Here is a 24,892-nt window from a genome sequence, read left to right as displayed (position 1 = left end):
TCAGCGTATGCAGGCCACGGGCTGCAACAGCTTCAGCAACGGGTCGTTGTCACAAACCAGCGCATCCAACGACACTTCGTCCAGAGATGCATAAAAAACTTCCGCCGCATCCTGCAACGCCAGCCGCAGCCTACAGGCATCGGTCAAAGGACAGGTGTTATCCGCATCCGCAAAACACTCGGCGATGGGCAAGGCCCCTTCTACGTGCCTGAACACCGCGCCGATCCGGATTTGGCTTGCTGGACGTGCCAACGACATACCGCCGTTGCGGCCGCGCTGAGTGCTCAGGTAATTCAACTGGCTTAACTGGTTGATCACCTGAGCCAGATGGTTTTCCGAGATGTTGCAGACTTCGGCAATCTCGGCTTTGGTGACCAGCCGGTCCGGGTGTGCAGCACAATACATCAACAGGCGCACAGCGATATTCGTCCGTTTGGTAATCCGCATGAGGGCCTCCCTGAAAACAAGATGAAGCCTTATTGCATGTCGCGGAAAAAAGCGGTTTGACATACATCAATCGATCAAAAGGAAGCCGTTCCAATGGCCGACCCGTATTTCTTTGGTTATGGAAGCCTTGTGAACCTCGCCACCCATGATTTTCCCGACCCCCGCCCGGCAAAGCTTAAGGGTTGGAAACGTGCATGGCGACACACTGATCTGCGCCCGGTCGCGTTCCTGACAGCTGTCCCGGACCCGGAGTCTGAGATCGAAGGCATGATCGCGCATGTCCCCAAGAACGACTGGGCTGCGCTGGATGAACGGGAATGGGCCTATGACCGAATTCCGGCAACCCGGTCGGTTTCACATCCGCTGAAACATGAAGTTGAAATAGCTGTCTACGCCGTCCCGCAGGATCGGCACAACGAGCCCAGCAACCGCCATCCCTTGCTGCTCAGCTATATCGACGTTGTTGTTCAGGGTTATTTGCGGGCGTTCGGAGAAGACGGGGCAGACCGGTTCTTTGCAACAACCAGCGGCTGGGATGCCCCGATCCTGAATGACCGGGCCGAGCCACGTTACCCGCGACATCAACAACTCAAACCTGTCGAGCGTGATTTTGTCGATGACCGCCTGACCGGTTTGTCGGTTCGGATTGAACAACCGGTTTGACGACAAAGGGCCACTCCGAAGGCGTGGCCCTTAAATGTCGCGTACTACCGCGTTAGACGCGCGCGCGGATCACCTGCAGCAACGGCAGCAACGCCGCCATTTCCGGGCCACGTTCTGCACCTGTCAACGCCTTGCGCAGCGGCATGAACAGGCCTTTTCCCTTGCGGCCTGTTGCCTCTTTCACGGCATTGGTCCAGGCTCCCCAGGTTTCACCATCGAACGGGCCTTCGGGCAGCAGCGACATGGCCTGAGCGATGAATTCGCGATCTTCATCGGCAACCAACGGTTCGGCGCCGTCACGGCACAGGTCCCACCACCCTTTGAGGTCGGCCAAAGTGGTGATGTTTTCGCGCGCCATGGCCCAGAACGGTTCGGCCAGTTCGGCAGGCACCCCGGCATCCGCGACAGCATCGGCCACATTCGCCAGCGGCAGCGATTGCAGGTATTTGGCGGTCAGCGGGAACAGGTCCTGCACGTCGAACTTGGTCGGCGCGGCACCAAACCGGCTCACGTCAAAGCCGTCGATCAACTCGGCCATATCCGAGCGCAGCTCGACCGGATCGGACGAACCCAGTCGCGCCATCAGGCTCAGCAGTGCCATCGGCTGCACGCCCTGTTCACGCAGATCGCGCAGGGCCAGCGTACCCAGGCGTTTCGACAGTGCTTCGCCCTGCGGGCCGGTCAGCAGCGAGTGATGCGCAAAGCGCGGGCAATCCCCACCCAGTGCCTTGATGATCTGAATCTGGGTCGCAGTGTTGGTCACGTGGTCCGAGCCGCGCACGACATCTGTCACGCCCATTTCGGTGTCATCCACCACCGACGCAATCGTATAAAGTACCTGTCCATCACCACGGATCAGCACCGGATCAGAGACCGAGGCCGCATCGATCGAAATGTCGCCCAGAATTCCGTCGGTCCACTCGATCCGTTCGTGATCCAGCTTGAAACGCCAGACACCGTTGCCACGTTCGGCGCGCAGGGCATCCTTCTCGGCATCCGACAGGTTCAGCGCGGCGCGGTCATAAACCGGCGGCTTGCCCATGTTCAGCTGTTTCTTGCGCTTCAGGTCCAGCTCGGTCGGCGTCTCAAACGCTTCATAGAACCGCCCCATCGCGCGCAACTTGTCAGCCGCTTCGGCGTAGCGGTCCAAACGGTCGGATTGACGCTCGACACGATCCCAGTGCAAACCCAGCCAATCAAGATCCTGTTTGATGGCATCGACATATTCCTCTTTCGAGCGTTCGGGGTCGGTGTCATCGATGCGCAGGATGAACGTACCACCCGCCTTGCGGGCGATCAGATAGTTCATCAGGGCGGTGCGCAGGTTGCCCACATGGATGTAACCGGTGGGCGACGGGGCGAAACGGGTGGTTGTCATGGGTGTCTCCTGTTGGCGCGGCTCTTGTCACATGGGCGCGTTTTTGTCCAGCCGCCGCTTGATCCCTCAGGTGATTCAACGCGGTTCCACGGGCCATATCCTGCCAAGGTCGTCCAACCCAGCGCGGATGAGTTCCGACAGAACCTGCATGTCGATATCCGCCAGCGTGTTCACATACAGGCAGGACTTTCCCAGCTTGTGCTTGCCCAACCGGGCCAGAATGCCGCTAAAATCCGCGTAACCCGGCATGATATAGATCACCAGCGCCGACTTGCGCGGGGAAAATCCGGTTGCAAGAAAATCGCCCTCTCGGCCCGAGGCGTAGCGATAGTGATAACGGCCATACCCGACCATCGACGGGCCCCACATGACCGGATCAAACCCGGTGGTGGCCCGAAACAGTTCATCCAGAGCGCGCGCCTCCTCGGCCCGACGTTCTGATTGGACCGAATTAAGGAAATCTTCTACACTTTGATCCGTTGGAACGGTTTTGTTCTGCGATCGCGGCATGAACAAAAATTAACACGTATTGTTCATCCATGCACCCTACGTGGATGTCGTAACATCTGGTCAGAATCTCACACCGTTCTAGTTTTTTCTAAGGTGTTCTGACAGGGAGAACGATAATGACGATCAAACTTACGCGCCGCGCCGCTTTGGGAACTGCTGCCGCCTTGCCGTTTGCCACGGCAGCAGCGCCGGTATTGGCCGCAGGCTCTGACGCCAAGGCCAACTCGACCATCGCCAAATCCTTCAAGGTCGGCGACTTTACCGTCACGACCCTGCTGGATGGCAGCCTGCCGCGTGACGGCGCCAAGGATATCTTTGGCGGTGGCGCGTCTGATGAAGACTTTGCAAAGGTTTCGGCTGAGAACTTTATTCCCGCCGACACCGCCCAGTTCTTCTTTACCCCCTCACTGGTCAACACCGGATCGGAACTGGTGTTGTTCGACACCGGTCTGGGGCAAGGCGGCATTCAAGCCGCTTTGGCCGATGCAGGTGTCAGCCCGGATCAGATCGACGTTGTCGTGCTGACCCATATGCATCCAGACCATATAGGCGGCATGACAACGGATGGCGCACCGACCTTTGCCAACGCACGCTATGTGACTTCGGCAACGGAATACGATTTCTGGTCCGCGCAGGAGGCCGGAAACAATGTCGGTGATCTTGTGGCCGCAAAAGTCACACCGATGGCCGAGAAGATGAGCTTTGTCGGTGATGGAGAGCAAGTGGCGTCGGGCATAACTGCGGTTGCGGCCCACGGCCATACCCCGGGTCATACGGTTTATCATCTGGAGAGCAACGGACAGAGCCTTCTGCTGACAGCGGACTTGGCCAACCATTACGTGTGGTCCTTTGCCCATCCGGAATGGGAGGTTCGGTTTGACATGGACAAGGCCGCCGCAACCGCCGCGCGCCGAAACGTTCTTGGCATGCTGGCAGCCGACAAGGTGCCGATGGTCGGCTATCACATGCCCTTCCCTGCCGCGGGCTTTGTCGAGACACGGGGCGAGGGCTTCCGCTTTGTTCCAGTCAGCTATCAGATGATGGGCTAAGCCCCTAGTAACCTGGATCCGGTCGCACTTTTGAGCCGTCAGTGAACCGAGACAGACGGAACGCGGTCGGATCCACACAAGGGGTTGAATCAGTGACAAGGTCCGCTGTCAGGCGGCCGGCGCCGGGCCCGATGCCAAAGCCGTGGCCGGAAAAGCCCGTGGCGATATACATACCCGGTACGTCATCCACGCCCGAGATTACGGGAATGGCGTCGGGGGTGACATCAATCATACCCGCCCAACTTTGGACGATTTCACTGTCCAGCAAAGCAGGAAATCCTTTTCGTGCACTGGCCCAGGCTTGTCGCAAAAACTTCTGCGAAGGTTCAGGATCCAAAACCCGGCACAGCTCGAACGGGGTTATGTCGGTCGGCAACCATCTTCTGTTTTGACGGGCCTCGATAGCCCACTGATTTGACCAGCGAAAGCGCAGGGATTTCCATTCCTGCGCAAAGGCAAAGCGAAACTGCAACCCCAGCCGGAAACTGTCCGGTACGATATCGACCGTGTTCTGATGTCCGGACGCGATGGTGTGCCCCCCATCAGCGCGCTTTCGGATCGCAACATCATCCGACCATAACGCAGTTTCGGGCCCATCTTTCACCGGAGAAGTCCGCAGAACCGTATTCAGAACCTTAAGCTGCGGCAGGTTGATGCCTGCATTTCCCGCAAACAAACGCGACCACGCGCCCCCCGCCAGAACCACGCGCCCGCAGGCGACCTTGCCGCGCTCGGTGAATACACCAGCAATACGCCCATCCTTAATGTCTACACTTCGCACGGCGCAGCCTGTCATGATTACAGCACCCAGACGCCGTGCGGCTTCGGCTATGGCCGGGGCGGCCCATTGCGGCTCGGCGCGCCCGTCCTGCGGCATGTACAGGGCAGATGTCAGGCCGGTTTCATGCCCGTGCAACAACTCTGCCAACTCGCGTCCCGACACCATTTTTGCCCCGGTCTGTAATCCTTCTACATGGCGCATCCAACGCTTCAGATTGACTTCGCCCCGCTTGCCGGACGCGCCAAAAAGAATGCCGGATTGCGTATATCCGGTATTGCCATCCAGGCGGGCATCAAGGGTCGGCCATATCCGCAACGCCTCTTGCATCAGGGGAATTTCGCGGGGGTCTCGCATACCCAAACGCACCCACCCCCAATTGCGCGAGCTTTGTTCAGCCGCAATCTGTCCCTTTTCGCACAAAAGGACGGAAGCTCCGCGTTCTGCCAGTTCCAGCGCTGTTGAAACGCCGATTATGCCGCCGCCAACAACGACGACATCAACAGATTTGGGAAGGGCAAGATCGGATTCTACGGGGTTCGGTTTTGGTGCCGTCATTAATACGCATTACTCTGTCGCCTGAACCCGTATGGGGACCAAGGTCTAGAAGTTTGGCAACACGAATTGTCGCAATGTTGGCACTATTTATGACGCCTGTGGCCCAGACGCCAACGGCATCGAAAATCCTCAGCACATCACGCTGCGCCGGACAGTTCCGCCCATTTCTGACGCAGCTTCGCGGTCAACCCGGTGTCTTTTTGCACGGTCTGGGCGGTTACGTCCTTCTGCGGCAACAAGCTTGGAAACTCAGCCCGAAGCGACGCCGCTGCCTGTTCGTCGGACAGCCGCTGTTCATTCAGGACACCGGCAATCGCCGCTTCCAGCTTTTCCTCATCCAACTCCTGCGGCGGAGATTCCATCGTCCGCCGTTTCAAAAGAGCATGATGCGATCTCTGATATTCACTATACATGTCAAAACCAAACCATTTACTCAGACATCCAACCCCGGATGCGTCACACATTATCAAAATCAGCTTGCGACTTTGAGAATTGCGCCGCATCCGCCCCACATGGGGCAATTTTCAAGCCAAAATGTGGCAGAAACTTGGCGCAACAGCAAGTCAGAGGCCGGTTTTAGCGCCCCTGGCGGATCAAAGAAGAAAAATATGAAAACAATAGGCGCGCTGAGCCTCTCACAGTTTCCAATTCAGCGCGCGAATTGCGGCAATCAGCGGCGATCGCGCCAGCGATTCACAATCGGATACCGCCGGTCCAGCCAGAACGCGCGGTTGCTCAGGCGCGTACCGGGGGCGGACTGGAACCGTTTATACTCGCTGATATAGACCAGATGTTCGACCCTCTGAGCATCTGCTTCGTTGTACCCGGCGGCGACGCAATCCGCGATCGATCCGTCCTGATCAACCAGGATCTCAAGTATGCCGTCCAGCACCGGGTAATCCGGCAGGCTGTCGCTGTCTTTCTGATCTTCGCGCAGTTCCGCACTGGGCGGTTTGTCGATGACAGAGGGACGGATCACTTCGCCTGCAGGGCCCATCATCCAGTTGCGGTGATTGGCATTGCGCCAGCGACAGGTTTCGAACACACGGGTCTTGTACAGATCCTTGATCGGATTATAGCCGCCGTTCATGTCGCCATAGATCGTGGCATAGCCCACGGCGACCTCGGATTTGTTGCCGGTGGTCAACAGCATTTCGCCGAACTTGTTCGAGATCGCCATCAACAGCAACCCGCGCAGGCGGGATTGAATGTTTTCTTCGGTCAACCCTTCATCCAGCCCTGCAAACAACGGGGCCAAAGTACTGGTGACGGCTGCGCGGCTGTCCGCGATCGGCACGTAGTCATAATGCACGCTCAGCGCTTTGGCGACCGCCTCGGCATCGTCAAGCGAGGCCTGACTGGTGTATTCCGACGGGAGCATCACGCAGCGGACATTTTCGGCCCCGATGGCATCGACTGCAATGGTCGCGACCAGCGCGGAATCAACCCCGCCGGACAAGCCCAGCAGCGCCTTTTTGAAACCGGTTTTCCCCATGTAGTCGCGAAGAGACTGAACCATCGCGCGGTAATCCTGCTCCCACTCATCCGGTTGGGTCACGATTTCACCTGATGCGATCCGCCAGCCGTCTTCGCCGCGCTCAAGATCGACTTGAGAGAGTAGCTCGTCGAAAACAGGCATCCGGAACGCCAATTCCCCGCCCGGGTTCAGGCCAAAACTGGCACCGTCAAAGACCTGATCATCCTGCCCGCCAACCATATTCAGGTAAATCAGCGGCAGTCCCGTTTCGACCACGCGCGCGACCATATGGTTCAGTCGCACATCGTATTTATCCCGGAAATAGGGCGACCCGTTGGGGATCAACAAAAACTCGGCCCCGGTTTCCTCCAGCGTTTCTGCCACGTCCGGGTGCCAGCTGTCTTCGCAGATCGGGCTGCCAATCCGGAAATTCCCTACCGAATACGGCCCACCCAGAGGTCCCGCATCGTAAAGGCGCACTTCGTCGAACACCGTCTCGTTCGGCAGGTGGTGCTTCAGAACCTTGCTGGTGATCCGGCCACCCTTCAGGATCAGGTAGGCGTTGTACAGCTTTCCATCATCGACCCAGGGACCACCTACGGCAATTGCAGGACCTTCGGCGCATTTTGCAGCCAGCGCTTCAACCGCAGACATGGCTGCGCGGTGGAATACCGGTTTGAGAACCAGATCCTGCGTGTTGTAGCCGGTGATGAACATCTCGGGGAAAGCCACCAGATCCGCGCCCGCTGCCTTGCCTTGTTCCCATGTCGCAAAGGCCTTTGCTGCGTTGCCTTCGATATCGCCAACGGTCGGGTTCAGTTGCGCCAGAGTGATGCGGAAACGGTCGGCCATGCTGCCCTCTTGCCTCGTAAGTCCTATTGCCATTTAGCAGATCACCGCGCGAGTAAAAGACCAATGCGGCAAAAGCCGTTGCTCTGCCTGCAACGGTACCTTAGTTTTGCGCAAGAGATATCACCAGCGACGACCGGGCAGACAGGACCAGAAATGAACGTGATCCGAAACTCAATTTTGGCAGCGGGGATGAGCCTGGCAGCTGCCACTGCTTTCGCGCAGGACGGGACTGTCATCGTCAAGGATGATGAAGTTGGCGGTGTCTATGAAGGCACTTACGAGAACGGGTTGCGGCACGGGACAGGAACGTATCGGCTGCCGAATGGGTTTGAATACACGGGGCAGTGGGTAGAAGGCGAAATTCAGGGTCAGGGTACGACACGCTACCCCGACGGGTCAGTCTACGAAGGCATGTTCGCCAAGGGTCAGCCCGAAGGGCGCGGCAAGATCATCTATGCCAATGGCAGCAGCTACGAGGGCGATTGGTCCAAAGGGTCAATCAACGGCACCGGCATCGCTGAATTCGCGAACGGCACGCGCTATGAGGGTGAGTTCAGGAACGCTCAGCGACATGGCAAAGGCGTGCTGAGTTTTCCCGACGGATATATCTATGATGGCGACTGGGTCGACGGTGAGCGGCAGGGCAAGGCCAGGATCACCTATACGGATGGCAGCGTTTACGACGGCGACGTCAACGCAGGTTTGCGCGATGGAACCGGCACGCAGACGATGCCCGACGGAATGGTGTATTCAGGGGATTGGTCCGGCGACCAGATCACCGGGACGGGCAGCCTGACTTATTCCAATGGCGATATATACGAAGGCGAACTTCAAGAAGGGCGCCGCTACGGTAAGGGCAAAGTGACCCACGCGCAGGGGGATGTGTACGAAGGCGATTTTGTCGACGACCGTCGCCACGGCAAAGGAACGTTCACCGGAACAGACGGCTTTGTGTATACCGGCGACTGGAACGCCGGGCAGATTGAAGGCCTTGGCGAAGTGACCTATCCGGATGGCTCTGTCTATGTCGGCGATTTCGTTGCCGATCTGGCCGAAGGAAACGGCAGCATCACCTATCCGGACGGATCGACCTATGAAGGCGAATGGATCGCGGGTGTTATCGAGGGTCAAGGCACGGCCACGTATACCAATGGTATGATCTACAAAGGCCAATTCAAAAACGCGCAAAGCCATGGCAAGGGTGTGGTTACGCGCGCAGATGGCTCGGTATATGACGGCGACTGGGTTGAAGGTGTGCGTCAGGGCAAAGGCAAGGCGACCTATTCCGATGGCACGGTCTACATCGGTGATTTCCTGAACGGAAAACGGCATGGCAAAGGCGAAATCGTAACCCCCGCCGGGTTCAAATATTCGGGCGACTGGTCGGACGGAAAAATCAACGGCGTGGGTACCGCCACCTACTCGAACGGCGACGTGTATGAGGGCAGCTTTGTTGACAACAAACGGCAGGGCAGTGGGACGATGCGCTATGCCAACGGCCAGGAGGAAAGCGGTGTCTGGGAAAACGGCGTGTTGCCGAACCAGACCTCGGACCAGCAGAGTGACGCTGACACCCCTGCCCCGCAACCCAGCCCGGATGCAAATACTGAAGCAACCGGAAGCTCGGACGGGTGAAGGCTCACCACTGGACCGGCTTACCGGCCCAATCATAGAACCCACCGGTATCAGCCAGCGTTAACCCGCGTATCACGTTCAACAGGTTGTCGGCGGCTGCTTCAGGTTCGACGGCAGGATGACGACCCAGGTATTTGTTCGTGAACTCTGTTTTTACCGTGCCGGGGTGAAGGGCGACGCAAATTGCTTGTTTATGTGTTCGGGCCAATTCAATTGCGGCGGTATGGACGACCTGATTGACCGCTGCCTTAGCCGCACGGTAGCTGATCCAACCACCTGTCCGATTATCCCCGATTGATCCCACCCGCGCCGAAAGCACCGCGAATACAGATCGTCTATGTCGCGGCAACAGCTGATACGCGCGGCTTAGCACCAATGCCGGACCAACGGCATTCAACGCAAACTGATCCATCATGGCTTTGGCTGAAATCGCCCGAATGGTCTTTTCCGGCAAAGCGCCGTCTATCTCTAACGCGCCCGAAGCCACCAGAATCAGATCAAACTGGTCTGGCAGGCTTTCAAGCATCAGCATCGTCCTGTCCCGATCAGTCAGGTCAAAGCCGTCCTCCGACCGGGACAAACGCGTGACCGAAACGCCCTGCTCAACCAGCCGTCCGGTAACAGCTGCGCCAATTCCGCCAGAAGCACCAATTATCAATGCAGTTTCCATCCGTGACCAGCTAGCGGCGCTGTGCGAACAATCAAGGCTGTCAAAAAAGGGCAGTTGCCAGAAGTTCGCGTATTGCAAATTGGTTCTTTCCATTCCCGGCGGGCTCTGTATAACCTCTATCCCATGATCAACCGCGCAGATATCCCTTGTGTCGACACCGCCCTTCGCGGTGCGTCGCTGCGTGGCCTACTGATCCTAATCCGCCTCTGAGCGTGCCATCCGGCGCGCCCGCTCAGAGGAGGACGCCAGCGCGCCATAGGCTTTAGGACAGAAGAAGAAAGAGAACCCCATGACCAACGTGACCGACCAAGACCGCGTCTTGATCTTCGATACCACTTTGCGCGACGGCGAGCAGAGCCCCGGCGCCACCATGACCCATGACGAAAAACTCGAGATCGCCGAGCTGCTGGACGACATGGGCGTCGATATTATCGAGGCCGGCTTCCCCATCGCGTCGGAAGGCGATTTCAAGGCTGTGACCGAAATTGCACAACGGTCGAAAAACAGCCGCATCTGCGGTCTGGCCCGCGCGAATTTTGCCGATATCGACCGCTGCTGGGAGGCGGTAAAACACGCCGAGAAGAACCGCATTCACACGTTCATCGGCACTTCACCGCTGCACCGTGCCATCCCCAATCTGACGATGGACGAGATGGCCGACAAGATCCACGAAACGGTCAGCCATGCGCGCAACCTGTGCGAAAACGTGCAGTGGTCTCCGATGGACGCGACCCGAACCGAATGGGATTACCTGTGTCGTGTGATCGAGATAGCGATCAAGGCCGGGGCAACCACGATCAACATCCCGGATACGGTGGGCTATACCGCTCCGGTGGAAAGCGCGGACCTGATCAAGCGGCTGATCGAAACGGTGCCGGGGGCGGATGACGTGATCTTTGCCACCCATTGCCACAACGACCTTGGCATGGCGACCGCGAACTCGCTGGCCGCTGTCGCAGGCGGTGCGCGCCAGATTGAATGCACCATCAACGGTCTGGGCGAACGCGCAGGCAACACGGCGCTGGAAGAAGTGGTCATGGCGCTGCGCACGCGCAACGATATCATGCCGTGGCACACTGGCATCGACACCACCAAGATCATGCACATCTCGCGTCGGGTTGCGACGGTCTCGGGTTTTCCGGTGCAGTTCAACAAGGCAATTGTTGGCAAGAACGCTTTTGCCCATGAAAGTGGCATTCATCAGGATGGGATGCTGAAAAACCGCGAAAACTTTGAAATCATGCGTCCTGAGGACATTGGTCTGTCGGGAACATCCCTGCCGCTTGGTAAACATTCGGGTCGCGCTGCCTTGCGCGACAAGCTGGAAACGCTTGGGTTTGAGGTTGGTGACAACCAACTCAAGGATATCTTCGTCCGGTTCAAGGATCTGGCGGATCGCAAGAAAGAGGTGTTCGACGACGATCTCATTGCGCTGATGACGCTGGACGAGGCTGACGACCACCTGCAACTGGTTTCGATGAAGGTGACTTGCGGCACGGGCGGTAAGGCGGAATCGACGGTCGAGCTGGAAGTTGAAGGCGTGGACAAAATCGCCACCGAACATGGCGACGGCCCGGTGGATGCAACCTTTAAGGCGATTCGTGCGATTTATCCCAACACGGCGCGTCTTCAGCTTTATCAGGTTCATGCCGTAACCGAGGGCACGGACGCGCAGGCAACGGTTTCCGTGCGCCTGGAAGAGGATGGCATGATCGCAACAGGCCAGTCGGCAAACACCGATACCGTCGTGGCGTCAGCTAAGGCTTATATCCACGCTCTCAACCGCCTGATCGTGCGCCGTGAAAAGGCTGGACCGGGCGCAGATGCGCGCGAGATCAGCTATAAAGACCTGACCTGATCGACGAAGCTCCAGAAAACGGCCCGAACTTCCGGGCCGTTTTTTACCTCAGGACAATCCGGCCTTAGCCAGCCCCTGGATAAGATGCTGCAAATCCTCTTCGCGTCCGTAATGAAGGTTCACGACAAGGTCCTGAACAGTCAAATCCGGCTGTGACACATGGATTTCCTTGACATGTTGGCGGGCTTTGGCCTCGTTGCCCAGCCAACTGTGACACGCCGCAACATAGGCGTGCTGAACCACATCCAATGCCGGCAAGCGCGAAAAGTCCTCGATCGCAGCTTCATATTGCTTTGCGCCGAAATGGGCTTTGCCCAAATGGCTCCAGAACCGGGCCGGATGATGGGGGTTCAGCCGCATCGCTTTTTCGATCCACTCGGCGCCTTCCTCGGGCCGACCAGACCAGGTCAGCAACTCTCCCATCTGCACCACGACCAAATCGTAGTTTGGATTCAAAGACAGCGCGCGTTCCTGATGGTAGCGGGCGCGCCCAAGGTCATTTTGCAAAATTTCCACCGCCGCCATCAGTCTGTGTACGTCGGCATCGTTATCGTCCAGTGACGCCGCCTTCTTGGCCGAATCCAACGCCAGCATCTTCATCGCCTCGCCGTCCTCGGCCCAGCCGTACCCCCAGGCCTGACCGCGAATGCAACCGCGCCAGGCATGGGCATGAGCATATTCCGGGTCCAGTTCGATGGCCCGCTCGATCAGTTTCATCGCTTCGGCATTGTCCTCACGTGTGCTGCGGTGGTGCAGAACCTTTGCGGCCAGAACGCATTCATACGCCGCGAAATTTGAAGGGGTCTTTCGCTTTAACTCTTCCTGTTGCGACGCTTCGATGCGGCCCGGCAGTGTCGCCACAACTGCCGAAGTGACCTCGTCCTGGATGGTAAAGATATCATCCAGGTCACGGTCGTATTTCTCGGCCCAGATATGGGCGTCGTTCTGACTGTCGATCAACTGTACCGTGACCCGCAGGCGATTTCCGGCTTTGCGCACACTGCCTTCGACGATGTATTGCGCGCCCAGAGTCTCGCCAACTTGGCGAAGGTTCACGGCCTGCCCCTTGTAGACGAAACTGGAATTGCGCGAAATCACGAACAACTCGTGCCGACGGCTGAGTTCGGTTAACAGGTCTTCAGTCAAACCGTCGACGAAGAACTCCTGTTCGGGATCGCCGCTCATGTTCTCGAACGGCAGAACCGCAATTGTCGGTTTGACGACTCTGGTTGAGCCGTCCTCTTTGGAATTTTCACCAGCCGCCGCAGCGGGCGCGTCCAGTTCGACGCGGAAGGCATGAACCGGCTGGGAAATATTCTTGAGCGACAGCTCCCCCAGATCCTGAAAGCGAAGATCCAGCCGACTGGTCACCTGGGTGTGCACCGCGCCGGAAATCAACACGTCACCAGGAGAGGCAGATTGTTCCAGGCGCGCGGCCACATTGACCCCACTGCCGAAAATATCCCCGTCTTCAAAGATGATTTCATCCAGATTGATGCCGATCCGAAATTGGATGCGCTGATCCTTAGGCACATCTGCATTTCTGCGAAACATCCGGTTCTGGACTTCGACGGCACAAGCCACGGCATCGCAGGCGCTGGTGAACTCGACCAACATCCCATCGCCGGTTGTCTTGATAACAGTGCCTCGGTTTTTTTCGATCGACGGGTCGATTAATTCGATCCTATGAGTGCGCAAACGGGCCAAGGTGCCTTGTTCATCCGCTTCCATCAGGCGGCTGTAACCCACCATGTCTGCTGCCAGAACTGCTGCGAGTCTGCGATTCATTGCGATCCCCCCAGCGCCAAGTCTAGTGCCGCATGCCCTGACCGAACAAGAATTTTAATCGGTACATGCAGGGCGTGTATCGGCGAGGTGGCGTGCGCCTTCAACATGTCGTCTGGTGTCAGCCGAGACCGGAAAAAAGCGCATCCAGTTTTTGCGTTTCTTCGGCAAACCCGAATGGCGCATTCACAATGAACATCCCGGACCCCACCATCCGATGCCCTTCGCGCGCGGCGGGAAAGCGGACCTCATGACGCACAGATTTCGGCATATTCTGAGCCTTCAAAGCGGCGACCATCCCGACGTGCCTCTCATCCGTCAGGATCGGGTACCAAAGGGCAATCACGCCCACATTCCACTTGCGGTGCAGCTTGGCGATAATGCCGGGCATGCGGTCGTAATCGGTTTTCACCTCGTAACTTGGGTCAATCAGCATCATGCCCCGGCGCGGAGTCGGAGGCAGCAAAGACTGCGCCAGATCGAACCCATCCTGCTGATAGACCTTCGCCCCAAACGGCGACATCGCCAACGACAGGGCCGCAAATTCCTGTGGGTGCAGTTCCGCGAGGTTCAAACTGTCCTGTTCCCGCAACATAGTCGCAGCAATCATCGGCGATCCCGGATAGGCCGTGTCGCCGTACCGGGCCTGTACCTGCTTCAGGACCTGCTCCATCGGGTGGTCGGGCCCGAACCACCCTTCCCGCTGTGCGCGACCGATCCCTTCCGCTGCCTCTCCTGTCCGAATGGATTCGTCTGCATCCAACCGGTACAACCCGCGCCCGGAATGCGTCTCGATATAGCTGAGCGGCTTGTCTTTGCGTGTCAGATAATCCAGCACCCACGCCAGTAATGCGTGCTTTTGGACATCCGCCAGATTCCCGGCGTGGTAAATGTGTTGATAAGAGAGCATTTTGCCTTCTAAAGTCCCATTCAATAAGGCGGAAAGGTGCTGATTGTCGCGGAATCAGCCCTTTTACCGGGCGTGATGGCACCCTATAAGTCATCCGTCCCGGAACCGTCGAGTCGCGGGCAGTAGAAAACCGACATTACAGGATCAGGGAAAACATGGGGATCTTTGGCAATCTGGGCGGCCTGTTCACAGCGGACATGGCTATCGACCTTGGAACAGCAAACACGCTGGTTTACGTCAAGGGGCGCGGTGTCATCCTGTCTGAACCTTCGGTTGTGGCCTATCACGTCAAGGACGGTGTGAAGAAAGTTCTGGCCGTTGGCGAAGATGCAAAGCTGATGCTGGGTCGGACACCCGGTTCGATCGAGGCCATCCGTCCGATGCGCGAAGGTGTGATCGCCGATTTTGATACTGCCGAAGAAATGATCAAGCACTTCATCCGCAAGGTGCACAAGCGCTCGACTTTCTCGAAACCCAAGATCATTGTCTGCGTTCCCCATGGCGCAACCCCGGTCGAAAAGCGCGCAATTCGTCAGTCGGTCTTGTCAGCAGGTGCCCGTCGCGCGGGCCTGATTGCCGAACCGATTGCGGCCGCGATCGGGGCCGGTATGCCGATCACCGACCCGACCGGCAACATGGTTGTCGATATTGGCGGGGGCACCACCGAGGTTGCGGTTCTGTCGTTGGGCGACATTGTCTATGCCCGTTCGGTCCGTGTTGGTGGTGACCGGATGGACGAGGCCATCATTTCCTACCTGCGTCGCCAACAGAACCTTCTGGTGGGTGAATCCACGGCTGAGCGCATCAAGACAACCATCGGCACCGCCCGCATGCCCGACGACGGGCGCGGTCAGTCGATGCATATCCGGGGGCGTGATCTGCTGAACGGCGTGCCCAAGGAAATCGAGATCAGCCAGGCCCAGATAGCCGAAGCGTTGTCAGAGCCCGTGCAACAGATCTGCGAGGCTGTTATGACCGCACTTGAGACAACGCCGCCCGACTTGGCTGCGGACATTGTCGACCGCGGTGTGATGCTGACCGGTGGCGGTGCGCTGCTGGGCGATCTGGACCTGGCCCTGCGCGAACAGACAGGCCTGGCGGTTTCCATTGCGGACGAAAGCCTGAATTGTGTGGCTTTGGGCACCGGCAAGGCACTGGAATATGAAAAACAGCTGCGCCACGCGATTGACTACGAAAGCTAAGGCGCGCACCCTCGGAAGATAGGGTTATATCGGCGCGAGCAGCACGGGAAGGTAACCTCTGGCAAAAGACCGATCACAGCGCGATGAGTACACGCCCCCCCTGCGACGCTTGTTGCTGGGGATCGTTGTGCTGTGCCTGCTTGGTATCTTCCTTTTGTGGCGGATCGACAGCCCGCGTGTAGAACGGTTCCGCGCGCGAATCGTGGATACGGTTGTACCATCGATGGAATGGGCCATGGTCCCGGTGACTGCCGCCGTCAATCTGGTGCGTGACTTCCAAAGCTATCAGCGCCTGACCGAGCAAAACAGGGAACTGCGTAGCGAACTGCGCCTAATGCGCGCCTGGAAAGAGGCTGCTTTGCAGCTTGAACAGGAAAACGCGCGACTTCTAGATCTGAACAATGTCCGCCTTGACCCTCGTCTGACCTACATCACCGGCGTTGTCATGGCAGACAGCGGGTCGCCATTCCGGCAATCCGTTCTGCTGAATGTCGGAGAGCGTGACGGGATCGTAGATGGATGGGCCACGATGGACGGCATTGGCCTGGTGGGACGGATATCAGGTGTTGGCCCTGACACGGCACGCGTGATCCTTGTGACGGACGCGACCAGCGCCATTCCCGCAACCATTCAACCTTCTGGGCAGACCGCTCTAATCAAAGGCGACAACAACCCCGCGCCCGCGGTGGAGTTTCTTGAGAACCGCGAGTTGGTTCGCCCCGGCGACCGGGTGATCACTTCGGGTGATGGCGGCGTGTTTCCTGCGGGCCTGCTGATCGGTCAAATCGCGGCAGACCCCGGGGGGCGCCTGCGGGTCCGACTGTCGGCAGATTTCGAAAGGCTCGAGTTTCTCAGGGTTCTGCGGTTTCACTCGGCTCCGCCCATTCAGGATCCGGGCAGTATCGTAGGCCCCACCCGCCCAGAGGTGGCATTGACCCCGGATGAGGTCAGCGATGGATAGACCGACTTCGCAAATCTGGGCCATGCGCAGCCTTTATGCCTTGCTGGCTTTTGCTGTGCTGTTTCTGCACCTGTTGCCATTGGACGCTCAACCCGATCGTTGGCCTTTTCCCGACGTCCTGATTGCCCTGACTTTTGCCTGGGTGTTGCGGCGGCCCGATTACGTCCCGACTGTTTTGGTCGCGCTTGTCATGCTGATGGCCGACTTTCTGCTGCAACGTCCACCGGGTCTATTGGCAGCGCTGACCGTAGTCGGGTCGGCCTATCTGCGGTCAGCGGCTTTGGGTATGAGGGATGCGGGATTTGCCGGGGAGTGGATGTCTGTCGGCATTGTGATCACGGCGGTCATCTTGATGAACAGGTTAGTACTATCGGTGATGTCCGTGCAGCAGGCTGCAATGGGGCCGGTCGTGGTTCAGCTTGTGCTGACGGTCGCTGTCTACCCGTTGGTCGTGTTGCTTAGCCAAAGCGCGTTGGGGGTCCGCCGCATATCCGCTGCTGATGTCAGCGCTGTGAGAAGCCGGACATGAAACAGCGCAAACCCAAATCCCAGGGCCTTGCCTATAAGCGTCTGCCACGCAGAGCGCTGTTGCTGGGTGGTCTACAGGCGGTGTTCATAGGCAGTCTGGCGGCACGAATGCGGTTCATGCAGGTAGAACAGGCCGACGAATATCGCCTGTTGGCCGAAGAAAACCGCATCAACATCCGGCTTATCCCGCCGACCCGTGGGCGTATCTATGACCGGAACGGTCAGATCATCGGCCAGAACTCACCTTCCTATCGCATCGTCATTGTGCGTGAGGATGCCGATGACGTGGAAAAAGTCATCGCCAAACTGTCGGAACTGATCCCTCTGAACGAAGATGAGATCGAGCGCGCCAGGACTGAAATGCGCCGCTCGGCCCCGTTTCTGCCGGTGACGCTGGCGGATCAGGTTACGTGGGAGGATATCTCGAAGGTTGCGGTCAATGCTCCGGCGCTGCCGGGCGTAACGCCCGAGGTCGGCCTGACGCGGCAATACCCACGATACGAGGATTTCGCCCATATCGTCGGCTATGTCGGCCCGGTCAGCGACTATGACCTCAGCAAAATCGAAGACCCTGAGCCGGTATTGCGCATCCCAAGATTCCAGATTGGAAAGGTCGGCCTTGAGGCAAAGCAGGAAATCGAACTGCGCGGCAAAGCCGGTGCAAAGCGGGTCGAGGTCAACGCGACGGGGCGTGTCATGCGCGAGCTTGACCGGCAGGAAGGACAACCCGGGGCAGATCTGCAACTGTCCATCGACGCTGAACTGCAACAATATGCACAGGCGCGACTGGCGGGCGAAAGTGCGGCCGCAGTTGTCATAGACTGCGAAACCGGCGACCTGCGCGCGGTCGCCTCGGCACCCAGTTTTGATCCGAACCTGTTTGTTCGCGGCATTTCGGTCGCCGATTACCGGGCACTGACAGAAGACAAGTATCGTCCGCTGGCGAATAAGTCCGTGCAAGGCACATATCCTCCGGGATCGACCTTCAAGATGGTCACCGCGCTGGCCGCGTTGGAAGCTGGCGTAGTCTCCCCCGGCAACACCGTGTACTGCCCCGGGCACCTGAAGGTCGGCAGTCGTCGCTTCCATTGCTGGAAACGTGGTGGGCACGGGACGGTCGACCTCAACCTCTCGCTGAAACGCAGCTGCGATGTCTATTACTATGACGTGGCTCTGCGGGTTGGCATCGACAAGATCTCTGACATGGCCCGCACTTTGGGACTGGGGGTCAAGCATGATATCCCGATGTCTGCAGTGGCAGATGGGCTGGCCCCCAATCAGGAATGGAAGCAGCGCGCGTATGGTCAGGAGTGGCTTGTGGGCGATACGGCAAACGCGTCCATCGGTCAGGGCTTCATGCTGGCTTCGCCGCTGCAACTGGCTGTGATGACCGCCCGCATCGCCACCGGTCGTGCAGTCACGCCGCGCCTGGTGCGCTCGATCGACGGTGTTGAACAACCCTCGGGCGCCGGAGAACCACTGGGCCTCAATTCCTACAATCTGGAACAGGTCCGCAAGGCCATGTTCTCGGTCTCGAATGACAGGCGGGGCACGGCATATCGAAGCCGCATCATCGCGGATGAGTTCCGGATGGCAGGGAAAACCGGAACCAGCCAGGTTCGAAACATAACCAAGGCCGAACGGGCGGCAGGCGTGATCCGCAACGAGGACCTGCCGTGGGAACGCCGCGACCACGCACTGTTCGTTTGCTTTGCACCGTTTGATAACCCGAAATACGCCGTAGCCGTGGTTGTTGAGCATGGCGGCGGCGGGTCCACGGCCGCAGCCCCGATTGCACGCGACATCATGCTGCAAGCTCTTTATGACGGCACTCCGCCGCTTGAAGCCTACCCCGTCGCCGACCGCGAACACATCAAAGAACAGCAAAAACGGCTGGAGGGTGAAAAACGCCCCAAGGCGCGACCGGATGGAAAGGACCGTGCATGAGCTATCTTGAATATGCCGTCAAATCCACGCCGTCGGGGTTTCGCAAATTCCTGTATATGAACTGGCCGCTGACGTTGCTGTTGATCAGCACCGCCAGCGCGGGCTTTCTGATGTTGTATTCCGTTGCGGGCGGTTCGTGGACGCCCTGGGCCGAGCCGCAGATGGAACGTTTCGGGCTTGGTCTGGCAGTGATGTTCATCATCGCACTGGTTCCGATCTGGTTCTGGCGCAACATGTCGGTGCTGGCCTATCTCGGCTCGGTGGCTTTGCTGGTATTTGTTGAACTGTTCGGCACCATCGGAATGGGTGCGCAGCGCTGGATCGACCTTGGGTTCATGCGCCTGCAACCCTCGGAGGTCATGAAAGTCACGCTGGTCATGTTGCTTGCGGCCTATTACGACTGGCTTCCCTCGCATAAAACATCCCGCCCGCTTTGGGTTCTTATCCCGGTTGTCCTGATCATCCTGCCTACATTGCTGGTTCTGAAACAGCCCGATCTCGGCACATCTATCCTGCTTCTGGCCGCAGGAGGTGGGTTGATGTTTCTGGCAGGGGTTCACTGGGCCTATTTTGCCGCCGTTATTGCTGCTGTCGTGGGTCTGATCGCCACTGTTTTCAACAGCCGTGGGACCGACTGGCAATTGCTGAAGGACTATCAGTTTCGGCGCATCGACACCTTTCTGGACCCGTCCACCGACCCATTGGGGGCCGGATACCACATTACCCAGTCCAAGATTGCCTTGGGGTCCGGGGGATGGAACGGGCGTGGTTTCATGCAAGGCACGCAGTCCCGCCTGAACTTCCTGCCCGAGAAGCATACCGATTTCATTTTCACGACGTTGGCCGAAGAGTTCGGGTTTGTCGGGGGAACGACCCTGTTGACCCTTTATGCCTTGATTCTGGTTTTCTGCATGGTCACGGCCCTGGCAACCAAGGACCGGTTTTCATCTCTGGTCACGCTGGGTATCGCGCTGAACTTCTTCCTGTTTTTTGCCGTCAACATGTCGATGGTGATGGGCATGGCTCCTGTCGTGGGTGTACCATTGCCGATGGTCAGCTATGGTGGCTCGGCCATGCTGGTTCTAATGGCAGCCTTTGGCATCGTCCAAAGCGCCCATATTCACCGCCCCCGTTGATCTGAAAGGTCTCTGATGTCTGTGAACGTCCTGTTTTCCGCGCGCCCTGCCCTATGGCCGGTGTATGAGCCGCTGCTGACACAATATCTTGATGAGGCGGGTCTGGACGTTCAGCTTGGAACCGAGTTCGAACCGGATCAGGTCGACTACGTTGTTTACGCCCCAAACGGAGGGGTACAGGATTTCAGACCTTTCACGCGCCTGAAAGCGGTGCTGAGCCTTTGGGCCGGGGTCGAAAAAATCGTGGGTAACGAAACACTGACCGTTCCGCTGGCGCGGATGGTGGATCACGGTCTGACGCAGGGTATGATCGAGTGGGTGGTTGGCCACGTGCTGCGCTACCATCTGGGGATGGACCGGCACATCATGGTACAGGACGGTGTCTGGACCCCAGACATCCCACCGCTGGCGCAAGAGCGCAACGTTTGTATTCTGGGGCTTGGTGCATTGGGCGAAGCCGTGGCCCGCGCGCTGACAGCGCTTGAGTTTCGGGTCTCAGGCTGGAGCCGTACAGCCAGGGACATTCCCGGTGTAACATGCCTGCATGGTGCCGAAGGGTTGCGCCAGGCGCTTTCTCACGCAGAAATTGTAGTACTGTTGCTGCCCGATACTACTGCCACTGAAAATGCGCTGAATGCGGAAACGCTGGCCCTGCTGCCCAAAGGTGCGCGGATCATCAACCCGGGACGCGGGCCGCTGATTGATGATGATGCGCTGTTGAATGCCCTGAACTCGGGTCAGGTGGGCCACGCAACGCTGGATGTGTTTCGTGTCGAGCCCTTGCCCGCCGACCACCCCTATTGGGCGCATCCGAATGTCACCGTGACCCCTCACATAGCGTCCGAGACACGCCCTGTCACTGCCGCACAGGTCATTTGCGAAAACATCCGGCGTGGCGAAGCCGGTGAGCCCTTTGTGCACCTGGTCGACCGCACGCTGGGCTACTGACGTCACGCCGCAATCAAACCGCGGCCTTTTAGCAGGGCATCCACGCCCGGCAATCGCCCCCGGAACGCAAGATACAGGTCCTCTGCCTCGCGCGAACCGCCGGTGGACAAGATACTATCTTCCAGCGCTTTGGCCCGTTCGGGATCGAAGGCGCCACCTGCTTCTTCGAAGGCGGCAAAGGCGTCAGCATCCATCACCTCGGACCACATATAACTGTAATAGCCCGAGCTATAGCCATCGCCTGCGAATACATGCGCAAAGTGGGGCGTGGCATGGCGCATTCCAATGGCTTGCGGCATCCCCAACCCGGCTAGAACCTCGGCCTGTTTTGCCATCGGGTCTGCTGGGGCGTCGCCATCGTGGAAGGCCAGATCAACAAGGGCCGAGGCGACATATTCCACCGTCTGGAACCCCTGGTCGAAATTGGCAGCATTCAGCACTTTTTCAAGCATCTCTTGCGGCATCGGCTCGCCCGTTTCGGCATGGGTGGCAAACTCGGCCAGAACTTCGGGCACTTCCAGCCAGTGTTCATAAAGCTGGCTGGGCAGTTCGACAAAATCGCGCGCAACCGAGGTACCCGAGATGCTTTCGTAGGTCACATTGGACAGCATCTGGTGCAAGGCGTGGCCAAATTCGTGGAACAGGGTGCGTGCATCGTCATAAGACAGCAGTGCCGGATCACCCTTGGCGAAGTTGCAGACATTGATGACAATCGGTGCCTGTTCATTCGGGAATCTGGCCTGTGCCCGCATCGCGCTGCACCAGGCACCTGATCGCTTTGCCCCCCGTGCAAAGTAGTCACCGATGAACACGGCGACGTGCCGACCGTTGCGTGTAACCTCCCACGCGCGGCAATCAGGGTGATAAAGCGGCACGTTCAAAGGCTTGAATTCCAGCCCGAACAGGCGATTTGCGCAAGCAAACGATGCCTCGATCATTCGGTCAAGTTGTAGGTAGGGTTTCAGTTCCGCCTCATCCAGATCATGTTCCGCCTTACGCCGCTTTTCAGCATAATAGCGCCAGTCCCATGCTTCCAGCGGGCCGTTGACGCCGTCGTCCTGCATCATCCGGGTCAGGATTTCTGCGTCCGCATCGGCGCGGGCCCTGGCAGGTTCCCACACCTGCATCAACAGCTTACGCACCCGGTCCGGCGTGCGCGCCATCTCGGTTTCCAGCTTGTAATCGGCGAAACTGTCATAACCCAACAGCTTGGCGCGTTCCTCACGCAAACCCAGAATCTCAGCCGCGATCTCGCGATTGTCGGTCTCGCCGCCATTCGCCCCGCGGGCAGCCCAGGCGCGATATGCTTTTTCGCGCAGGTCCCGACGAGGTGAAAACTGAAGAAACGGCACGATCAGCGACCGGGACAGAGTAACAACCGGCCCCCCCGCGCCCTTTTCCACACCAGCAGCGCGCGCCGCATTCACAACGAAATCCGGCAGGCCCTGCAGATCTTGTTCGGTCAGGTCCATGAACCAATCCCGCTCATCCGCCAGCAGGTTCTGGGTAAAGGATGTCCCCAACGAGGCGAGGCGCGACTTGATTTCTTGCATACGAGCGTCTTCCTCCCCGTCCAACGCCGCACCTGCACGAACAAAACCTCGATGGGTCAGCATCAGAACGCGTGCCTGTTCCTCGGTCAGGTTCAGGTCATCGCGCCGTGCCCAAAGGTCGGCAACGCGTTCAAACAGCGCCTTGTTCGAGGAAATTCCCGAGAAATGCGCCGAAAGCTTGGGTGAAAACGCGCGCTGCAACTCTTCCAGCTTTGGGTTGCTGTCTGCGCCTGCAACGGTGAAGAAGACCGACAGAACCTTGTCCAGCTGCTCGCCCGCAGCCTCGAGGGCTTCGACTGTGTTGGCGAAAGTAGGGGCCTCTGCATTTGCTGCAATCGCATCGATCTGGGCGTTATGCGCGGTCATCGCCTGATCCAGAGCCGGGGCAAAATCATCATCCGAAATATCGGCGAAAGGGGCTATTTCGAATGGGGTGGTCCAGTTGGACAGGATCGGGTTGGTCATGCGGATCTCCTTTGACCCTATAGCTAGTTCGCCATGGCCGGGTGTTCCAGAACCCCCAGCCCACGTTAAGAAAGGTTAATCGCTTGCGGTACCGCAGATGGGGCAATCGGCACGGCGGGTCAGTGTGATCTTGCGGCTTTCACCATATAGGGCGTCGTAGATCAGCATCTCACCCCGCAGCGCCATGCCAGCGCCCGTGATCACCTTTATCGCCTCAACCGCCATCATCGATCCGACGACGCCCGGCAACGGGCCAATCACACCGGCCTCGGAGCAGGACGGGGCCAGACCGGGGGCCGGGGCTTCGGGAAAGATACACTGATAGCACGGGCTGCCATTGGCTGGGTCAAACACGCTGAGCTGCCCTTCCCACTGCGACAAGGCCCCCGAAATCAGTGGCTTGCCCAGCGCGGCGGCAGTCCGGTTGGCCAGATAGCGGGTCTCAAAATTATCCGTACCGTCAAGGATCAGATCGAAGTCGGCAAAAAGATCTGCCGCGATTTCATCGCTCAATCTGCGATGAAAGGGCAGAACCAGCACATTCGGGTTCTGCGCCTCCATCGCTTGCTGGGCGGAAAAGACCTTGGGCATATCGATATCTGCATCGCGGTGGATCACCTGCCGCTGAAGGTTCGCATTCTCGACTATGTCGTCGTCAATGACCCCGATTGTACCCACACCTGCGGCCGCCAGGTATTGCAGCGCCGGGGCGCCCAAACCTCCCGCACCGATCACCAGAACACGGGCTTGTTTCAACTTTTTCTGACCCGGCCCGCCCAATTCGCGCAGCACGATGTGGCGGGCATACCGGTTCAGCTCGGTTTCAGTGAAACGGTCAGAGGGCAAGGTAGATTCCGGTTTGGAGGCCTTTACTGCACGGTTGCGAAGGGCCTTCAGCACACGGCCATATAGCAAAACGATGGCAGCGAAACCTGCAAGGATCAGCCACAGTGCCGCGGACCCACCGGTTGCTTCGCGCAGGGGATGCCCATCCGGAAAGATCAGATGAGACAGGATCACCCCGACCAACAACACACTCACCGACACCACACGCGCGGTTTTTGACGCGCCCGCGATATAGCCGACGCCCCATAGCCCAGCTGCCAGAACAAGAACCAGCAGCATCAGCCGCGCCCGGTCGAGCCGAAACCACCAGCCCCGCGATCTGTTTCACCCAATGCCTCAGCCAGTTCGAATGCCGCCTGCACAACAGGGGCAACTACCAGCTGCGCGATACGATCGCCATGAGCAATCTCGAACGGTTCCTGACCGGCATTCATCACGATCACCCCCAGAGGTCCGCGATAATCACTGTCTATGGTGCCCGGCGTATTGGGCAGCGTGATCCCATGTTTCAGTGCAAGGCCCGAGCGGGGACGGACCTGAACCTCGTATCCCTGCGGGATTTCAATGCGCAGACCGGTCGGCACTAGCGCCCGCTGTCCGGGCTCCAGCATAATCGAAGCCCCCTCGGGCAAATTGGCACGCACGTCCGCGCCAGCAGCACCCGCAGTTTCGTAGGACGGAAGCGCCACGGCGGGGTCTGCCCCGTCTTCGCGGATCACTCGAATTGCAACCATGG

Annotated in this window: 22 protein-coding genes; 10 read left to right on the top strand and 12 right to left on the bottom strand. The window is 58.5% G+C overall.

Going from position 1 to position 24,892, the window contains the following annotated elements; all coding sequences use genetic code 11:
* A complete protein-coding gene (locus ACR0NZ_RS09700) occupies positions 1-447 on the bottom strand; it encodes an RrF2 family transcriptional regulator (protein WP_209598591.1) in 447 nt (148 codons plus the stop codon).
* A gap of 93 nt (positions 448-540) precedes the next feature.
* On the opposite strand from ACR0NZ_RS09700, the gene ACR0NZ_RS09695 reads away from it, so the two are divergent.
* The gene (locus ACR0NZ_RS09695; protein ID WP_480495485.1) at positions 541-1,110 is read left to right on the top strand and encodes a gamma-glutamylcyclotransferase family protein; all 570 of its coding nucleotides are present in this window, start codon (positions 541-543) and stop codon (positions 1,108-1,110) included.
* A gap of 52 nt (positions 1,111-1,162) precedes the next feature.
* On the opposite strand, the gene gltX is transcribed toward ACR0NZ_RS09695, so the two are convergent.
* Positions 1,163-2,488, bottom strand: coding sequence for a glutamate--tRNA ligase (gene gltX, locus ACR0NZ_RS09690; RefSeq protein WP_480518533.1), 1,326 nt, complete (start codon positions 2,486-2,488; stop codon positions 1,163-1,165).
* Positions 2,489-2,563: 75 nt separating this feature from the next.
* On the bottom strand, positions 2,564-2,998 hold the full coding sequence (locus ACR0NZ_RS09685) for a DUF1801 domain-containing protein (RefSeq protein ID WP_480518531.1): 435 nt from the start codon (positions 2,996-2,998) through the stop codon (positions 2,564-2,566).
* 116 nt (positions 2,999-3,114) lie between these two features.
* Between ACR0NZ_RS09685 and ACR0NZ_RS09680 the strand changes: the two genes are divergently transcribed.
* A complete protein-coding gene (locus ACR0NZ_RS09680; protein WP_480518529.1) occupies positions 3,115-4,047 on the top strand; it encodes an MBL fold metallo-hydrolase in 933 nt (310 codons plus the stop codon).
* Between the two features lie 4 nt (positions 4,048-4,051).
* On the opposite strand, the gene ACR0NZ_RS09675 is transcribed toward ACR0NZ_RS09680, so the two are convergent.
* From ACR0NZ_RS09675 to ACR0NZ_RS09665, 3 genes are all read right to left on the bottom strand, one after another.
* Positions 4,052-5,383 (bottom strand): NAD(P)/FAD-dependent oxidoreductase, encoded by a 1,332-nt coding sequence (locus ACR0NZ_RS09675; protein WP_480518527.1) that lies wholly within the window; start codon positions 5,381-5,383, stop codon positions 4,052-4,054.
* A gap of 137 nt (positions 5,384-5,520) precedes the next feature.
* Positions 5,521-5,745: a hypothetical protein gene (locus tag ACR0NZ_RS09670; RefSeq protein WP_245220582.1), complete on the bottom strand. Its 225-nt coding sequence runs from the start codon at positions 5,743-5,745 to the stop codon at positions 5,521-5,523.
* A gap of 308 nt (positions 5,746-6,053) precedes the next feature.
* The gene (locus ACR0NZ_RS09665) at positions 6,054-7,712 is read right to left on the bottom strand and encodes an NAD+ synthase (RefSeq protein ID WP_480518525.1); all 1,659 of its coding nucleotides are present in this window, start codon (positions 7,710-7,712) and stop codon (positions 6,054-6,056) included.
* Positions 7,713-7,865: 153 nt separating this feature from the next.
* Here ACR0NZ_RS09665 and ACR0NZ_RS09660 point away from each other — a divergent pair, with 153 nt between their 5' ends.
* The gene (locus ACR0NZ_RS09660; protein ID WP_480518523.1) at positions 7,866-9,347 is read left to right on the top strand and encodes an MORN repeat-containing protein; all 1,482 of its coding nucleotides are present in this window, start codon (positions 7,866-7,868) and stop codon (positions 9,345-9,347) included.
* A 4-nt stretch (positions 9,348-9,351) separates the two neighbouring features.
* Here ACR0NZ_RS09660 and ACR0NZ_RS09655 read toward each other — a convergent pair whose 3' ends face one another.
* On the bottom strand, positions 9,352-10,017 hold the full coding sequence (locus ACR0NZ_RS09655) for an SDR family NAD(P)-dependent oxidoreductase (RefSeq protein ID WP_480518521.1): 666 nt from the start codon (positions 10,015-10,017) through the stop codon (positions 9,352-9,354).
* Between the two features lie 289 nt (positions 10,018-10,306).
* On the opposite strand from ACR0NZ_RS09655, the gene ACR0NZ_RS09650 reads away from it, so the two are divergent.
* The gene (locus ACR0NZ_RS09650) at positions 10,307-11,875 is read left to right on the top strand and encodes a 2-isopropylmalate synthase (RefSeq protein WP_480475202.1); all 1,569 of its coding nucleotides are present in this window, start codon (positions 10,307-10,309) and stop codon (positions 11,873-11,875) included.
* A gap of 48 nt (positions 11,876-11,923) precedes the next feature.
* Here the strand turns inward: ACR0NZ_RS09650 and ACR0NZ_RS09645 are convergent, their stop codons facing one another.
* Together ACR0NZ_RS09645 and ACR0NZ_RS09640 are read right to left on the bottom strand one after the other, a co-directional pair.
* Complete coding sequence (locus ACR0NZ_RS09645) at positions 11,924-13,663, bottom strand: adenylate/guanylate cyclase domain-containing protein (RefSeq protein WP_480518519.1); 1,740 nt, start codon at positions 13,661-13,663, stop codon at positions 11,924-11,926.
* Between the two features lie 118 nt (positions 13,664-13,781).
* Complete coding sequence (locus tag ACR0NZ_RS09640; RefSeq protein ID WP_480518517.1) at positions 13,782-14,570, bottom strand: 23S rRNA (adenine(2030)-N(6))-methyltransferase RlmJ; 789 nt, start codon at positions 14,568-14,570, stop codon at positions 13,782-13,784.
* Between the two features lie 155 nt (positions 14,571-14,725).
* On the opposite strand from ACR0NZ_RS09640, the gene ACR0NZ_RS09635 reads away from it, so the two are divergent.
* Genes ACR0NZ_RS09635 through ACR0NZ_RS09610 form a run of 6 tightly spaced genes read left to right on the top strand, consistent with a single transcriptional unit; the run spans position 14,726 to position 21,292 of the window.
* On the top strand, positions 14,726-15,772 hold the full coding sequence (locus ACR0NZ_RS09635) for a rod shape-determining protein (RefSeq protein ID WP_480475196.1): 1,047 nt from the start codon (positions 14,726-14,728) through the stop codon (positions 15,770-15,772).
* Between the two features lie 58 nt (positions 15,773-15,830).
* The gene (gene mreC, locus ACR0NZ_RS09630) at positions 15,831-16,733 is read left to right on the top strand and encodes a rod shape-determining protein MreC (protein WP_480475194.1); all 903 of its coding nucleotides are present in this window, start codon (positions 15,831-15,833) and stop codon (positions 16,731-16,733) included.
* Positions 16,726-17,262, top strand: coding sequence for a rod shape-determining protein MreD (locus ACR0NZ_RS09625; RefSeq protein WP_480518515.1), 537 nt, complete (start codon positions 16,726-16,728; stop codon positions 17,260-17,262). Before mreC ends, ACR0NZ_RS09625 begins: the two co-directional genes overlap by 8 nt.
* Positions 17,259-19,208, top strand: a complete 1,950-nt coding sequence (mrdA, locus tag ACR0NZ_RS09620) for a penicillin-binding protein 2 (RefSeq protein WP_480475190.1) — start codon at positions 17,259-17,261, stop codon at positions 19,206-19,208. The genes ACR0NZ_RS09625 and mrdA overlap by 4 nt, the downstream gene beginning before the upstream one ends.
* A complete protein-coding gene (gene rodA, locus ACR0NZ_RS09615) occupies positions 19,205-20,344 on the top strand; it encodes a rod shape-determining protein RodA (RefSeq protein WP_480475188.1) in 1,140 nt (379 codons plus the stop codon). The genes mrdA and rodA overlap by 4 nt, the downstream gene beginning before the upstream one ends.
* A gap of 15 nt (positions 20,345-20,359) precedes the next feature.
* The gene (locus ACR0NZ_RS09610) at positions 20,360-21,292 is read left to right on the top strand and encodes a 2-hydroxyacid dehydrogenase (RefSeq protein WP_480518513.1); all 933 of its coding nucleotides are present in this window, start codon (positions 20,360-20,362) and stop codon (positions 21,290-21,292) included.
* Positions 21,293-21,294: 2 nt separating this feature from the next.
* Here the strand turns inward: ACR0NZ_RS09610 and ACR0NZ_RS09605 are convergent, their stop codons facing one another.
* The 3 genes from ACR0NZ_RS09605 to dut all read right to left on the bottom strand — a co-directional run bounded on the left by ACR0NZ_RS09605 (position 21,295) and on the right by dut (position 24,890).
* On the bottom strand, positions 21,295-23,310 hold the full coding sequence (locus ACR0NZ_RS09605; RefSeq protein WP_480518511.1) for a M3 family metallopeptidase: 2,016 nt from the start codon (positions 23,308-23,310) through the stop codon (positions 21,295-21,297).
* Positions 23,311-23,385: 75 nt separating this feature from the next.
* Positions 23,386-24,435 carry a HesA/MoeB/ThiF family protein gene (locus tag ACR0NZ_RS09600; protein WP_480518509.1) on the bottom strand — a complete coding sequence of 350 codons (1,050 nt, stop codon included), beginning with the start codon at positions 24,433-24,435 and terminating at the stop codon, positions 23,386-23,388.
* On the bottom strand, positions 24,435-24,890 hold the full coding sequence (dut, locus tag ACR0NZ_RS09595) for a dUTP diphosphatase (protein WP_480518507.1): 456 nt from the start codon (positions 24,888-24,890) through the stop codon (positions 24,435-24,437). The genes ACR0NZ_RS09600 and dut overlap by 1 nt, the downstream gene beginning before the upstream one ends.
* Positions 24,891-24,892: the final 2 nt, after the last annotated feature.

This window comes from Ruegeria sp. AE3 (assembly GCF_056542225.1).
Note: the sequence above shows the minus strand (reverse complement) of the source record. Positions and strands in the feature narration are given on the sequence as shown.

Bases quoted from the DNA above. Each gene is read 5' to 3' on its own strand.
- dut (WP_480518507.1), bottom strand. From the start codon at position 24,890: ATGGTTGCAATTCGAGTGATCCGCGAAGACGGGGCAGACCCCGCCGTG.
- ACR0NZ_RS09610 (WP_480518513.1), top strand. From the start codon at position 20,360: ATGTCTGTGAACGTCCTGTTTTCCGCGCGCCCTGCCCTATGGCCGGTG.
- ACR0NZ_RS09680 (WP_480518529.1), top strand. From the start codon at position 3,115: ATGACGATCAAACTTACGCGCCGCGCCGCTTTGGGAACTGCTGCCGCC.
- ACR0NZ_RS09625 (WP_480518515.1), top strand. From the start codon at position 16,726: ATGGATAGACCGACTTCGCAAATCTGGGCCATGCGCAGCCTTTATGCC.
- ACR0NZ_RS09670 (WP_245220582.1), bottom strand. From the start codon at position 5,745: ATGGAATCTCCGCCGCAGGAGTTGGATGAGGAAAAGCTGGAAGCGGCG.
- ACR0NZ_RS09600 (WP_480518509.1), bottom strand. From the start codon at position 24,435: ATGCTGCTGGTTCTTGTTCTGGCAGCTGGGCTATGGGGCGTCGGCTAT.
- ACR0NZ_RS09665 (WP_480518525.1), bottom strand. From the start codon at position 7,712: ATGGCCGACCGTTTCCGCATCACTCTGGCGCAACTGAACCCGACCGTT.
- mrdA (WP_480475190.1), top strand. From the start codon at position 17,259: ATGAAACAGCGCAAACCCAAATCCCAGGGCCTTGCCTATAAGCGTCTG.
- ACR0NZ_RS09650 (WP_480475202.1), top strand. From the start codon at position 10,307: ATGACCAACGTGACCGACCAAGACCGCGTCTTGATCTTCGATACCACT.
- ACR0NZ_RS09635 (WP_480475196.1), top strand. From the start codon at position 14,726: ATGGGGATCTTTGGCAATCTGGGCGGCCTGTTCACAGCGGACATGGCT.
- gltX (WP_480518533.1), bottom strand. From the start codon at position 2,488: ATGACAACCACCCGTTTCGCCCCGTCGCCCACCGGTTACATCCATGTG.
- ACR0NZ_RS09605 (WP_480518511.1), bottom strand. From the start codon at position 23,310: ATGACCAACCCGATCCTGTCCAACTGGACCACCCCATTCGAAATAGCC.
- ACR0NZ_RS09660 (WP_480518523.1), top strand. From the start codon at position 7,866: ATGAACGTGATCCGAAACTCAATTTTGGCAGCGGGGATGAGCCTGGCA.
- ACR0NZ_RS09655 (WP_480518521.1), bottom strand. From the start codon at position 10,017: ATGGAAACTGCATTGATAATTGGTGCTTCTGGCGGAATTGGCGCAGCT.
- ACR0NZ_RS09640 (WP_480518517.1), bottom strand. From the start codon at position 14,570: ATGCTCTCTTATCAACACATTTACCACGCCGGGAATCTGGCGGATGTC.
- ACR0NZ_RS09645 (WP_480518519.1), bottom strand. From the start codon at position 13,663: ATGAATCGCAGACTCGCAGCAGTTCTGGCAGCAGACATGGTGGGTTAC.
- ACR0NZ_RS09700 (WP_209598591.1), bottom strand. From the start codon at position 447: ATGCGGATTACCAAACGGACGAATATCGCTGTGCGCCTGTTGATGTAT.
- ACR0NZ_RS09685 (WP_480518531.1), bottom strand. From the start codon at position 2,998: ATGCCGCGATCGCAGAACAAAACCGTTCCAACGGATCAAAGTGTAGAA.
- ACR0NZ_RS09695 (WP_480495485.1), top strand. From the start codon at position 541: ATGGCCGACCCGTATTTCTTTGGTTATGGAAGCCTTGTGAACCTCGCC.
- rodA (WP_480475188.1), top strand. From the start codon at position 19,205: ATGAGCTATCTTGAATATGCCGTCAAATCCACGCCGTCGGGGTTTCGC.
- ACR0NZ_RS09675 (WP_480518527.1), bottom strand. From the start codon at position 5,383: ATGACGGCACCAAAACCGAACCCCGTAGAATCCGATCTTGCCCTTCCC.